Here is a 12,571-nt window from a genome sequence, read left to right as displayed (position 1 = left end):
TCTTATCCCTGGAATGCCGAACCGAAGACCTTCTGCCAGTAGTAGACGGTCTCTTGCTTAGTCGGCGCCGAGAGCGCCGAGTCGATGGCATCTCCGGCGTCGATCGCGGCCTCATAGATCGCCGAGGCATTTGCGTCCGTGTAGAGCCGACTGACGTTGTTCAAGCCGTTTACCGGATCGATGATCTGCACGCGCTGGCTGAAGGTGCCGATCGCCGACGCTGGGTAGTTGTCGGTGAAGAACACCTCCTCCTTCAGGTCGGTGCGCGCGAGATAAGTGAAGAAGTGCTGCAGCGCCTCCGGGTAGTCGGAGAAGGACAGACCATCGTCTGCGAGCTTCGCAAGGAGCAACTCGATCATGAACGACTTGAACCTGAAGTTTTCATCGGCAGCTTTCATTCGCGCTGCCCAGAACTTCACCAGCCGGACCACCTGAGAGAAGTGCTCGGGTTGCACACGCTTGCGCTTGCGGATGAATTCGAGGTGCAGCGGGATGTTGGTCTTGAGGAACGAGCCGTCGTCCTGACTGATGAGGTTTCCGTACCAGTTGGGGTCGCCGTCATAGAGGATCGGCACCACGTCGACATCCAGCCCGGTGCCCTTAAACGACACCGTCACGCTGTAAGTCTGCGGCTTCACCTGGTCCGCAGTGAAGTTTGGGAACGCCCTGCGCAGCCGCTCCGCAAGGTACTCCAGGAGCGCCGACACCTCGTGCGGCGCCTCGGCACCGCTTATGTAGCAGGCCACGTCGATGTCATTCAGGGAGCGCAGTGCCGTGCCCTTGGCGAGGCTGCCGGCAAGCAGCATCTTCTTCAGAGTGAAGTCTGGATGCTCGGTCAGGTAGGTTTCCAGCCGCTCGCGCAGGCGTCTGGCCTGGGCACGGAACACGTCCGCCTTGTCTTTGGGCAGGTTGACCCTGTCTTGGGCAAAGCGCACGATCTCGGCATGACTAACGTGTTCTTGGCTCATCGGCTTCCCTCATGGTAGGGCATGTCGAACTCGACATACCACACATGTCTAGTCTATACTAATCACAAAAAAGGAGTCAATTTTTTTATGGCGAACTAGACATGACCGATGAACGTACCCCCTCCGACCTCTTCCAGGAACGACTGAGGGCCGCCCGTGAGTTGCGCAAGTGGAGCCAGGGCGAACTGGCCGAGAAGGCAAGCATGCCGCCCAGCTCGATCGCGCATTTCGAATCCGGCTCGCGCAAGCCGTCGTTCGATACACTCAGACGTCTCGCGAACGCGCTTGAAGTAACGACGGACTACCTGCTAGGTAGGGTCGACGACCCCACAATGGCACAAGCCGCTGACCCGCTCTTCCGCGATGTCAGCAAATTGACAGGCAATGACCGCGAGTTAGCCAAGGACTTCTTGAAGATGCTCGCCGAGCGAAACAAGCAAGGGAAATGATCGATGACGAGCCTGCTGCTGCGCCTCAAACTCGCGAAACAGCGCGGCGAGGCCGTCCTTGCCGAAGAGAAGATTACAGACCTGCCGGTCGATCCGTATGCGATTGCCCAAAAGCACGACATCGTAGTGCAGGCGAAGCCAGATACCGAGTCCGGCGTGTCCGGGATGCTGCTGCGGCACGGGAACGCCTTCGGCATCCTCTATGCCTCGGACATTCCGAACGAGGGATTTCAGCGGTTCAGCGTGGCCCACGAGTTGGGCCACTATTTCCTCGACGGTCACATCGATCATGTGCTGCCGAACGACGGCATACATACATCGCACGCAGGCTTTTCATCCGGCGACCCTTATGAGCAGGAGGCGGACAATTTCGCGGTCGGCCTTCTGATGCCGGCGAAGCCCTTTAGGAGGCTCATGGGCCGGGCCCGCCTCGGCCTCGCCGATATCGAGTCCGCACGCGAGGCATGCAAGACATCGCTGACCTCCACCGCCATCCGCTACGCGGAGCTGACGGACGACGCCATTGCAGTCATCCTGAGCACGGGCGGCGCCATTGACTACTGCATCCTATCTGAGGCCATGAAGTCGCTGCCGGACCTGACCTGGCTGAAGCGCGGCTCGCCCGTGCCAAAGAGCACGGTGACCGCGCGATTCAACGCCGACGGCAGCAGAGTTGTTCGAGCAGAGCGCGACGAGGAAGAGATCGATGTTCTGGACTGGCTCGGTGGCAAGCGCTCAAGCATCGTTAGGGAAGAAGTGATCGGACTCGGCCGCTATGGCAAGACACTTACGGTGCTGTCCTCGCGCACGATCGGCCAGGAAGCCTATGCCGACGAAGGCGACGACGAGGACGATCTCGTTGAGCGTTGGACGCCGAGGTTCAAGAAGTAAATGGCGTGCACAGCGAGTCGATGCCGACATGGGCGCCCTCAAAGATGGACGATCTCCGCACACGTCCACCTCTCGCGAAGGTATTTGGCCACGAGCCTGCGGTGACAGCGATACGGCTTGTCTTCGTACAAAGCAGGCATCCCGCCCGCCACGGACGTGACCGGGCGCTCAGGCACTGATGCAGCGGCTTATACTGACTAGCCCACTCGGTCAAGCTCCCTTTAATTTTGAAAAACTATGTTCACAGCCAAAGATGCGCAGTTGATCCAGGAGGTTGATGATCATGGGGTGCCTCGCACCGACCCGACCGACAACCGGATCGAGGACATCTTGCGTCGTTCCATTTTTGATATGAAGACTCATTCGCCTGAAGCTCAGGCCACTCTCATGTCGATCATCGACAATGGCGATTCAGACGATCAATTCGATGCCTACGCAGAGACTTTGCGTAACAACAAGTTCGACGTCCACGTGGAGCATGGCGATAGTCCCGGTGAACCCAGGAATTCCCATCGCTTTATTATCAATTGGCATTACAGCGTGACCGGCGGGAAACTGTATTAAGTTGTCTACTCTCCTTCGCCATTATCGGGCGTTGCTGCTTCGAAAATTCTCAATATGTACCGCGTGATGCTTGCGACCGTCCAAAGCGTCCGTGATTCGAGCCGGGCTATCGGACGGCCGGACGCGATCTGGCCTCGACGTCTGTCCGATCAAGTCCAAACTTATACGATCCGAAAATCATTGTTAGTCGCGAGAGTTCATTGGAAATCAATGACATGGAACTTACTAACAGTTAGTAGTATTCAGAAACATCTGTCGTGGCCAGCTGCCTCCACTTCCGGCGGTGGGTCGTCGGTGATCGCGGCGAACGACCATAAGTCGTCGCCGCCCTGGATCTCGGTGCGCGTCCACAGGCACGCGACCCGCATCGGTTGCCGCGGCGTCGGATCGAAACGCAGCACGACGTTCTGGCCGTCGCGCTTAACGTTTTCGAAAAAGGCGTCGACGAGTACGAGGCCATGCGTGAATCCGAAGACCTTGCGCCAAGCCGTCGACAGACTGTCCAGCCGCGCGTTGTAAGTCCCGGGCTTCTGCTTCTCGTCTGCCTCGGTCCAGCCTGGCAGACGGCACCGGTAACGCATCGGCACAACAACGCGCTTGCCGTCGAGCTCGATGAGCACGGGAGCGTACCAGCCGGGGAAAATCCGGGAATCGCGCTCCTGTAGATCCCGACGGCGAAGATCATCCAGCCCGCGCTGCGCGGCTTCGATCTTGTCGGTGGCAATCCTGACGTCCTCGCCAGCCTTCTTTGTGATTTTCACGGCGAGATTCTTCTCTGCCGCGGCGAGCCGAGTGCGCTGCTCGAACAGATCCGTCTCGAGCTTCCGTGTTCGCTGGCTTCGATACGCGGCGATTGCGGCCGAGATTTCCTCGTCGACACCTACGAGCGCCGCGTCGACCGCCTTCGGAATCTTGATGTCGCTCCCGGCCGCACGCGCGAAGAACAGGCGGCGGAACGTCTCGATGTCCATCTCGGCACCGTAACGTCGCACGTACTCACGATAGTTGGCTTGGATTTTTGCCGAATAGCACATCGCCGACTCCCAGGGCAACCGTACCGAAACAGGGTAACGCAAGTATCGGGTTGCCGGTGGCAATCGCTGTCGTCAGGTACGCCCCGACCGTGGAGCACTATATCGGTGCGAAATTCGCTTGCGCGCGTCGTCAGGCGTCTTCTCCGGGCCACCACGGTTTCGCAGCACGCTCAATCAGGTAGTCGTCGAGATTCTTGCCTTCGAGCCATCTCGGTCGCGGGCCTAATCCCGACCATTGCTTACCCGACGAGGGGTCGTAGTACTTCGCTTGGGCCTGCCGTTTGCGCGCTTTCCGGAAGCCGGCCGCGCGTAGCAGTTCATCTTCGGTGATGCCGTAGAGCGCAACGCGCTCCTGGACGCCGGCCAAGTACGCCTGCTTCTCGTCCTTCTTCACGTCCGCGAGTCGAATATTCAAGTCGCGGAGCTGAGCCTGTAGGTCTTGTAGTTCGGTCGTCACGATCGTGCTCGAGTTATTGCAATAGAGCGAAATGGTAATGGAATCTCAGCGCCGCGCCGAATTTTCCGAGGAATCGAAGAAACAAGCCGTGGTACGCTTGAAAAAGACCCTAACCAAATCTCTCTCTGAATATGTCATTCAACCGATTCATTCAGAGGGACGCATGGCCCAAGCTGCAACACTTCGACCGGCTCAAATCCGGCATCTACTCGCCGTCACGTCTGCAACATCGCGCCATCCTGAGCGCGATTGTCTCGTTCTCCTGCTAGGCATTACGTGCGGAATGCGCGTCAGCGAAATAGCTCAAATCGAAGTTCAAGACGTGCTTTTTCCATCGGGCGCTATCCGTTCGGAGGTCAGTCTTCGGGCCGCAATCACGAAGGGTTGTCGGCAACGATGCGTTTATTTCACGCATCCGAAAACGGTTTCGGCCCTGGAGTGCTATCTGAACCATCGCATTGCACGCGGCATGGGAACCGAGCTAACCGCAGAGCGCTATCGCGGACTTGCACCGTCAACGTGCCTCGTCCTTGCTGGCAAGGGTCGCAAGTTTGCGATGAACACCAAGCGCCGCGTCAACGAGGCCGGGGAGCAGGTTGATTACGCTGCGTGTGACAGCTTGCAATCACACGTCACAAAGCTCTACAGGGGCGCTGGGATACGCGGTGGATCGTCCCATTCGGGCCGACGCTCGTTTGCCAGTAACCTCGTTGAGCAGGGGCACGATCTTGAGACGGTGCAGCAGCTTCTAGGTCATGCGGAGCTTGACCACGTTTTGCCGTATCTGGACGTGTCCGATAAAAGGCTCCGACAGATGTTTCGCGAGGTGTTATGAGAGCCACCCGACCACGCCATCGCGGCGCTGTGTGGCGGGCGGGGCAACGTACGCCCACTGTAATAACATTGTGTTGACTGCTGAGAACGCACGGTGTAACATTGTTATTACTTTAGGGGTATGTCATGAAGACGACGATTCGCAGAATGGGTAACTCGCAGGGCGTGCTGATTCCGAAGCCCGTCCTTGCGCAACTCGGGCTGGAGAGCGAAGTGGAAATGGAGGTCGAGAACGACGCGATTGTTCTGCGCCGCCCGAAGCACAAAGCCCGTGAGGGGTGGGCGGAAGCAAGCAAGGCTCTGGCCGAGAGCGGCGACGATGCGCTGGTTATGGGCGAGTTTTCGAACGCCGATGACGCGGAGCTTGCATGGTGATGCGCGGGGAAGTCTGGTTGGTCGCACTCGATCCGACGCTTGGTAGCGAGATTCAAAAGACGCGCCCCTGTGTGGTCGTTTCACCTCCCGAAATGCACGACCACTTGCGCACAGTCATCGTCGCGCCGATGACTTCCAAGGGGCGTCCAGCGCCGTTTCGGATTCCCGTGACGTTCAAGCGCAAACATGGTTTGATCCTTCTGGATCAGATTCGCGCAGTGGACAAGGTGCGCCTGGTTAAGAAAGAGGGTGCAATTGCCGATAAAACGTTGTTGGATACCCTGCGGACCTTGCAGGAAGTCTTTGCGGAATAGGGAAAACATCGTGACGAAATCAGGGCGCCCAGATCCGGACTTATTGCCCGACGGAGACTACTGGGCAACATGCCGCGAACGAAATGAGATGTCAGCTGCCATCAATGGTCATAGCGCCGTGTTTCCGCAAGCCCGGATGACCGTCGCAAAAGGTTGGGCAGTTTTCTACCGTAACGGGGAAGAAGTCTGGACCTGCAATGCACGGTACGCGGCGGCGAACTTCAACATTCAGAAGGCGTAGGAAAACGCTATGTATCTAGGAGCAATCTCGATCCGCTGTCCGCACTGCGGCCGTCTTGCTTTGTGCAGCGCAAGCAAGGGGATGTGGTGCGGTAACTGCAAGAACGGCACTGTCCGATAGGAAAACGAGCGACGCGAGCGCGAAATGGCGGGCTACAAGGACATACAGACGTTCGTGAAGCAGCGGCACGGCATTGTTGCGCAGACCTGTTGGATCGCGCACGTCAAGGAATTGAATGGACTCCCGCTACGAGGTACGCGGACATCCGAGCGTGTTAAGCCGTGCCCGCCTCAGTGGCGCGGAGCAATCGAGGAAGCCATGCGTCATTACGGATGGCTTCGCTGACAACGGAAAACTATGAACCTGATACAGTCGAACAATCGGTGGATCGAGGAGGCTGACGCCGCGATCCGTAAGGTATATCCGACGGCCGCGGAGGTCGTAAAGGCGACGCGCAGCTTCGCCGTGCTAGGGCGTGATGGTGTGCTTACTGCACGTCTCTCGGACGGAACCGATTGGCGGATCGACGGCGAGGGCGTGCGGCAGCTGACCGCCGACGAAATCGAAGCTAGTGCGCGGCTCCACGAATCGTTTCAGTAACGCGAAGGAAAACAGGGCAACAATGAACATCACGTCGTTATCAGCAATCGCTCTCGCGGTTATAGGCTTGTGCCTCATGATCCGCGTGAAGATCCAAGGTCGCCCAGGCGAAAGATGGGTTTGGTACACCTGGCCTGCTGCTGATTGTTGGTGGGGCCGTTCGTGTTGCGCCACGCGTGGCTGCGCCTTGGGTGATGCACGCAAAACCAAACAGGAAAAGATTTTCATGCCCTCGACACTCAGCGCCAAACGCATCCTGCCATCCTCGGACCTCTTAGACCGCTTGGCACCTGCATATGAGCCGTGTGCGGGCTTGGCGGGTGGATGCCGAAACAAGATCTCCTGGGCGCCGGAGCGTGGACATGTGCCGCGTGGATACTGCGGAGCAATCGGGGAGCTGGCTCAGGTTCGCCTCGTGCTCGTGATGGCAGAGCCGGGTGATCCTCACCATTCCGAGTCGCATATGGATGACGGCTCTGCTCGTGGGCGTCAAGAATCGGCTGCTCGGTATGCTTGGGAGGCTTTTGAGACGGGTAAGGATCTGTTTCACCGACGCGTGCGCGAGCTGCTCGACGCGTGCTGGCCAGGTACGGATTTTAATACCCAAATGCATTGGACATGGATCACTGACTCGGTGTTATGTTCCGCAAGCAAGGAAGGCGGATCGGTGCCGATCGGGGTTGTACGCGAGTGTGGAGCGCGTTTCCTGCACGCGCAGCTGGCTATGTTCCCGAACGCCATAGTCGCTGCCTTGGGTAATAAGGCAAAGGCGCGGCTGCAATCATGTGGAGTGAGTGAATTTTTCGCTGCAGGAGCGATTGCCCCTCCAGGCTGCAATTTTCCGGCCAATAGGGCGTCGCATGAACGGCTCGCGGCCTTTGTTCGAGCGAAGTTCCCTGTATAGGAAAGATCTCGCAGATGAGCTGCGAAAACGTGCCCGGGAGGCTGTAGCGCGGGCGATCAGCGTAGCTTGGGCGAACAGCCAGACAAGCCGGGCGATGCGCGCGGCAACGCGATCCGCTGGCAAGATTACGAGCATTCGGCCGCCGCAGTTCTGGTTGAACTCATGGCTGCCGAAATGGGCGAGCCAAGGCGTAGTGCAGTATCGCATCTGGCCAATGTCATTGCCCGAACGTGCGGAGACGACCCCGATAAGGTGTGGATGTACGAACGCGCGGCCAGCGACGCACTGCGCGCCTACGCGGATTGCTGAGATCGGAAGAAGGAACTGTCACGCAGCAGGAGATGAAATGCGCGATCACTATAAGGCCGGCCGTACCGTGCGTCACAAGCTGACGATGGCGATCTGGAAGATCGTGGGGGTGGGGCCCGACTGGCTCGATTGTGAAAAGAAAATCGGGCGAAAAGTATTGAAGAAACGCTTTCGGCTGGATGAGGTGGAACCCTACGTTGCAATCGGTGCTGTTGGGATAACAATCTATCGATGAGCCTGCCGGCAAGGCCGGCATAGGAAAACGGGGGAAGGAGATTATATGCCGTTCTATCTCGTGAATGCCGATCAGGAGGGCGCGACCGTGCTCGGGGCAGCGATTAGCAAGCATGTGTCAGTTGGAGGGGCTGTCAGGGATCTCAGCGAACGAAATGACGACTGGCGTCGGAGGGGTTTCCCGGCGCCCCGCATTGCCATTGTGGAAACCGCGGACGAGTTGCCCCTTGGGGCGACCGTCCTAGCCAAGACCGTTCTCCGTCGATTCACCGCTGATGGGACCCCGTGCTGACAACGAAGGAAAACGGTCCCGGCCCAAAAGAGGAAAAAACGGTGCTGAACTACGAAGACTTATCCGATGCCCAGCTCGATCAGCTTCAGGCCGCGAACCTGCGCTACCACGGCTTCCTCGGACATCGCGGAGAACTCGACGCGCAAGCTCGGTCGGACCGGGCAGCCTACCCGCATCTGCTGACACGCTCGCAGTCGGGTGAAGGCTGCGTATCGGACGAAAAGGCAGTCGAATTCCTCATGGAGGTGACAGGGTTGCCGCATGAGGTATGTGTTGCGTACCAGAACGCTTGAAGAAGGAAAAACGATGACGCCGTCCACGGCTTGGCCAGACACAGGAACGCTGACGACCATTGCCAGCGTAACCATGGCTTTCTCCGCGTCCATGCTGTTCTTTAGGATGCAGCGCGAGCATACGATGCAAGAACTCGGCGAGCCGAACTGGATCCCTTGGGCCGACTGGTTGCTAATTTTGGCGGGCTTGGTTTCGTTGATGCTGGTAATTCTCCCGACGGTTGCGGCGCGTCCGGAATCGGCCATCGGTCGGGTCGTTCCAGCGACTTTCTGCGCGGTGTCATCAGTACTCGTTGCCGGTTATACGCCTGCAATCCTCGCTCATTACCGGTTGCTGTGGCGAGGCGAAAGAAAAGGCCCACGCGATAATCCCGAACCGGCCGAGCGAAGGACGGTGATCTGCACTATCGCTCTCGCCGTATTGTTTGGCTCGTGGGTGGCTTGGGTTCACGCGAATTAACATGGGAAAAAGAGGCCGCTAGGATGCCAACGGCGACGGATACCCAGTTGACGGAGATCTTCGGTCGGAATCGGCTGATCAACGATCTCTTGCGGAGCGGCATTGAGGTCGCCACGCCGGTACGAGATCGGGGTGTCGATCTGATTGCGTACGTGGACATCGATGAGCAGATTGGAAAATTTGCGGCCGTTCCTATACAGATCAAAGCGGCGACGCAGCGCTCATTCTCCATCGATCGGAAGTACGCCAAATTCCCCGACCTCCTCTTGGCGTACGTGTGGGGCATCGGGCAACCGGAGACGGCCATCATCTACGCGCTAACCTACCGCGAGTCAGTGGACGTTGGCGAGTCGATGGGATGGCTGATCACGGACTCATGGCTCCACGGCGGCCGGTACACGACGACGGCGCCAAGCGAGAGGCTCCTGGGCTTGCTCTCGCAATATGAGGTTCGGCCGGGCACGTGGAAGAGCCGAATCGCCGCTGCTCTTCACGAAGTGAAACGATAGGAAAACAAGCAATACTCAACGCGCGTTGAACTTCAACATTCAAAAAGCGCAGGGGGCTCAGCCATGGAAAAATCTGACATTGAAGATCTGTACGAAACACGAGGTATCCCCGCCATTGTTTGCTGTCGCGAGTCCCGCGACGGCGTTGTAGTCAGCGTAAAGACGTGGCGCGGCGGTGGTGAAGTCGACGAACGCGAATTTATCGGCGAGACTGCGAGTAGCGCGATCCAGACGGCACACAGTACTTTGCACAACGAATTCTTGAAGGCAAAGTTCGCTAATAACCCGGCGACTAAGCCGATCGTCGCGAAGCCGAACACAACGGCGAGCGGTAACACCAAGGTGTAGGAAAACTGAAACCTACGGCCTGTACGATGCGCGACGACTTCGATTCAAAGACAAGGAACGCACTCGCTGCTCGGGCGAACTATCGGTGTTCGTTTCGAGGATGCGACTGTCCAACATCGGGACCTAGCGATGAGTCGGACATGGCAGTCGCCAGCATAGGTGTGGCCGCACATATTCATGGCGCTGCCGAGGGCCCCGGGAGCCGGCGGTACCTAAAAGAGATGACCTCAGATGAGCGCCGGCATATTAGCAATGGTATTTGGCTGTGCAGCAACCACAGCGTCCTCATTGATCGGGATGAGGTGACGTACACTGCGGATGTCCTCCGCGCCATGAAGGAAGAACACCTCCATAGGGTTGGTATGCAGCTGAGCGCGGCTCGGTCTTCCTATGCGACTTCCGCGGTACACTCTGACCTGATAGCGATCGGACCCGAGGTGATCTGTACTGCATCTCCCGTAAGCGGAGGACGGGACCAGTGGCACTTCGCGGTCGAACATTTCGTCCAGGGGGACCATCACGCACTAATGCAGTTCATCGATCGTTACGATGAGCACGATCCGTACGATTGCTACGTCCTTAGCAATGCATGGGGAGACGGTCGTGAACTAGTAGCGCCGCCTACTTGGCGCTTTGTTGCCGGGCGCCTCGAAATCCTCTGTCCGATCGCGCCGGCTTTCGAGCGCAAGGACGTGAATTCGCTCGGCTCGACGATGGAGACGGATGAAAGCGGTGACATTCTTTCCCGGTTTCACGATATAGCTACGGTATCTGGACTGGCGTCGCTGCCACAGGTCATCAAAGACAAGTTGTCGATGATCAGAGGGGAGTCCCCCTTCTATCCGAAATTTGGCTCTCGCGTAGGCGAGTATGCAGCGCTATACGGTAACTCGCCCTGGTTATCAAGGATGCTTAAGCTGGATATGATCCGCTTGTCGTGCGTGCCATTTCACGATCCAGTTCAAACGAGCCAATATACCCCGATGCAAAGCGTGACGCAGGTGAAAGACGTCAGCCTTGTAGGTCCGGCCGGACGAGAGAACTGGCAAGTGTTCGCTTTTGACCTGAAGGTCAAGGGAATAGGTGCTTGGTCGGGCAATGTCGCTGTCTTCGTGCCTTCTGCTGAGCAAATGACAACTGTCGTAAGACGTACATCGTCGGCGCAGGACTAGGAAACGCGAGGGGGTAGCATGACAGCCGACGAAATAAATAAGCACGGTCGTCTCTGGGGTGTGCGAACAGACGTTAGAGACGGTACGAACTTGTACTCGACCGAAAGTGAGCGCGACCAATACATTGCAACTCAAGTTTACTGGGCACCGTTCCGCGTCGAAGCGCTCATCCTTAAGGATGGCGCCCTATACAATCTCGCCCTAGATTTCATGCGCAACGGCAACAAGCTCGCTTCGGTCGCACGTGATCTATGGTTCGAAATGAATGAGCGGGGCATCAGGGAATGCGCCGACTGGCCGATAGCAATTGAACATGTGCTGTATGCGTTGAGACAAATTGAGACCTCTGCGGAAGCGCAGGCGCTCGGCGAACGCCGTCGCCAAGGGCGGGCATAGCGTGGCAGGCAGCGCCCCGCTCAACACCACGGAGAGCAGCGTTGAGTGTCCCCAGGAGTGGCGAAATGAGAGGATGGGTGCGGCTTTGGATCGTGGCGACGCTCGTTGGTATCGTCTTCGCTTCGTATGCTTCAAGAGCGTGGTACGTCAGGAGCCTCGTTTACGTCGATGCGCAACTTTGTTCTCCGTGGACGCAACCAGATTCGAGCGCATTAGGAAAGTACAGTTCTAGGAAGGATTGCGACGACAAGTTGATGCAAGGTGCAGTCAAAGAAGCCGTCGTCAGTGGCGTGGTACTTGCCACGGGTGTCAGTGTGACAACTGGATTGATCATCGCTGCGGTAGCCTGGGTCGCTAGAGGATTTCAGACAAAGCGATCGCGGGCGCGCAAAACCGCTGAGTAGCCATAGGAAAGCGCGCAAAGATGATGGACCGACCGCAATACACGACTGCCGAGTGCATCAGCATGGACGCCGATGTCTGCAGAGCGTATGACACCGCGTGCGACCTCGCTGTGTCGATAGAGGCTCCGCAATTGTGCGTGGACATTTGCGTGTTTGCGGATGGTAGCAAGCTGCAATTTGAAGCGCGACACATGACCGTCCTCTGACACGGGAATCTAGTACGGTCGCGTTGGCCGGTCGACGCAGGTGGATACCCGATCGGTCGATGCGGTGTCGCGGCATCGATATTTCAATGGCGCATGCGGGGTTCAAATCGGTTAGGTATCCATAATTTTACATAATAGACATTGGCATCAAAAAGTCTGTAGTAGCTATAGGGAATTTCAAGTTCGGCAAGCGTGCCAGTCCTCGTCAGGTGCGTACCGCTGAATCGCAAGAGTCGGGCGCTGGAGTACGGAAACGCCGGTTTGACGCAGTCAACAGTCGTCCCCACGCTACTTCAGCGCGCAGCAGCAGGCGAGTG

The 12,571-nt window shown here is 57.8% G+C and carries 19 protein-coding genes; 16 read left to right on the top strand and 3 right to left on the bottom strand.

The window, feature by feature from the left end; all coding sequences use genetic code 11:
* Positions 1-2 precede the first annotated feature (2 nt).
* Entirely contained in the window at positions 3-968 is a 966-nt protein-coding gene (locus tag AK36_RS21895; protein ID WP_045579174.1) for a CBASS oligonucleotide cyclase, read from the bottom strand.
* A 101-nt stretch (positions 969-1,069) separates the two neighbouring features.
* On the opposite strand from AK36_RS21895, the gene AK36_RS21890 reads away from it, so the two are divergent.
* From AK36_RS21890 to AK36_RS21880, 3 genes are all read left to right on the top strand, one after another.
* Positions 1,070-1,417 (top strand): helix-turn-helix domain-containing protein, encoded by a 348-nt coding sequence (locus AK36_RS21890; protein WP_012367381.1) that lies wholly within the window; start codon positions 1,070-1,072, stop codon positions 1,415-1,417.
* Positions 1,418-1,420: 3 nt separating this feature from the next.
* A complete protein-coding gene (locus AK36_RS21885) occupies positions 1,421-2,308 on the top strand; it encodes an ImmA/IrrE family metallo-endopeptidase (protein WP_045579173.1) in 888 nt (295 codons plus the stop codon).
* A gap of 237 nt (positions 2,309-2,545) precedes the next feature.
* Complete coding sequence (locus tag AK36_RS21880) at positions 2,546-2,872, top strand: hypothetical protein (protein WP_045579172.1); 327 nt, start codon at positions 2,546-2,548, stop codon at positions 2,870-2,872.
* Between the two features lie 242 nt (positions 2,873-3,114).
* Here AK36_RS21880 and AK36_RS21875 read toward each other — a convergent pair whose 3' ends face one another.
* The gene (locus tag AK36_RS21875; protein ID WP_045579171.1) at positions 3,115-3,906 is read right to left on the bottom strand and encodes an SOS response-associated peptidase family protein; all 792 of its coding nucleotides are present in this window, start codon (positions 3,904-3,906) and stop codon (positions 3,115-3,117) included.
* A gap of 130 nt (positions 3,907-4,036) precedes the next feature.
* The gene (locus AK36_RS21870) at positions 4,037-4,363 is read right to left on the bottom strand and encodes an H-NS histone family protein (protein WP_045579170.1); all 327 of its coding nucleotides are present in this window, start codon (positions 4,361-4,363) and stop codon (positions 4,037-4,039) included.
* Positions 4,364-4,526: 163 nt separating this feature from the next.
* Between AK36_RS21870 and AK36_RS30310 the strand changes: the two genes are divergently transcribed.
* From AK36_RS30310 to AK36_RS21825, 13 genes are all read left to right on the top strand, one after another.
* Complete coding sequence (locus AK36_RS30310) at positions 4,527-5,198, top strand: tyrosine-type recombinase/integrase (RefSeq protein ID WP_052691567.1); 672 nt, start codon at positions 4,527-4,529, stop codon at positions 5,196-5,198.
* A gap of 125 nt (positions 5,199-5,323) precedes the next feature.
* Positions 5,324-5,572: an AbrB/MazE/SpoVT family DNA-binding domain-containing protein gene (locus AK36_RS21860; RefSeq protein WP_045579168.1), complete on the top strand. Its 249-nt coding sequence runs from the start codon at positions 5,324-5,326 to the stop codon at positions 5,570-5,572.
* A complete protein-coding gene (locus AK36_RS21855; protein ID WP_045579167.1) occupies positions 5,566-5,886 on the top strand; it encodes a type II toxin-antitoxin system PemK/MazF family toxin in 321 nt (106 codons plus the stop codon). The genes AK36_RS21860 and AK36_RS21855 overlap by 7 nt, the downstream gene beginning before the upstream one ends.
* 88 nt (positions 5,887-5,974) lie before the next feature.
* On the top strand, positions 5,975-6,127 hold the full coding sequence (locus tag AK36_RS31555; protein WP_319001742.1) for a hypothetical protein: 153 nt from the start codon (positions 5,975-5,977) through the stop codon (positions 6,125-6,127).
* Positions 6,128-6,484: 357 nt separating this feature from the next.
* On the top strand, positions 6,485-6,727 hold the full coding sequence (locus AK36_RS21850; protein WP_045579166.1) for a hypothetical protein: 243 nt from the start codon (positions 6,485-6,487) through the stop codon (positions 6,725-6,727).
* Positions 6,728-7,697: 970 nt separating this feature from the next.
* On the top strand, positions 7,698-7,940 hold the full coding sequence (locus tag AK36_RS33240) for a hypothetical protein (protein ID WP_126221124.1): 243 nt from the start codon (positions 7,698-7,700) through the stop codon (positions 7,938-7,940).
* A 37-nt stretch (positions 7,941-7,977) separates the two neighbouring features.
* Entirely contained in the window at positions 7,978-8,175 is a 198-nt protein-coding gene (locus tag AK36_RS33235; RefSeq protein ID WP_059889990.1) for a hypothetical protein, read from the top strand.
* Positions 8,176-8,459: 284 nt separating this feature from the next.
* A complete protein-coding gene (locus AK36_RS33230; protein WP_126221125.1) occupies positions 8,460-8,759 on the top strand; it encodes a hypothetical protein in 300 nt (99 codons plus the stop codon).
* Between the two features lie 13 nt (positions 8,760-8,772).
* Positions 8,773-9,219, top strand: a complete 447-nt coding sequence (locus AK36_RS33225; protein WP_126221126.1) for a hypothetical protein — start codon at positions 8,773-8,775, stop codon at positions 9,217-9,219.
* A gap of 47 nt (positions 9,220-9,266) precedes the next feature.
* Positions 9,267-9,728: a hypothetical protein gene (locus AK36_RS21840; protein ID WP_126221127.1), complete on the top strand. Its 462-nt coding sequence runs from the start codon at positions 9,267-9,269 to the stop codon at positions 9,726-9,728.
* A gap of 63 nt (positions 9,729-9,791) precedes the next feature.
* On the top strand, positions 9,792-10,076 hold the full coding sequence (locus AK36_RS21835; RefSeq protein ID WP_045579163.1) for a hypothetical protein: 285 nt from the start codon (positions 9,792-9,794) through the stop codon (positions 10,074-10,076).
* 140 nt (positions 10,077-10,216) lie between these two features.
* On the top strand, positions 10,217-11,248 hold the full coding sequence (locus tag AK36_RS21830; protein ID WP_080938708.1) for a hypothetical protein: 1,032 nt from the start codon (positions 10,217-10,219) through the stop codon (positions 11,246-11,248).
* Between the two features lie 18 nt (positions 11,249-11,266).
* Positions 11,267-11,644 carry a hypothetical protein gene (locus AK36_RS21825; protein ID WP_045579161.1) on the top strand — a complete coding sequence of 126 codons (378 nt, stop codon included), beginning with the start codon at positions 11,267-11,269 and terminating at the stop codon, positions 11,642-11,644.
* Positions 11,645-12,571 lie beyond the last annotated feature (927 nt).

This window comes from Burkholderia vietnamiensis LMG 10929 (genome assembly GCF_000959445.1).
In the GTDB taxonomy this organism is placed as follows: domain Bacteria; phylum Pseudomonadota; class Gammaproteobacteria; order Burkholderiales; family Burkholderiaceae; genus Burkholderia; species Burkholderia vietnamiensis.
The sequence above is the reverse complement of the archived record's forward strand: the minus strand, read 5'-3'. Positions and strand labels throughout refer to the sequence as shown.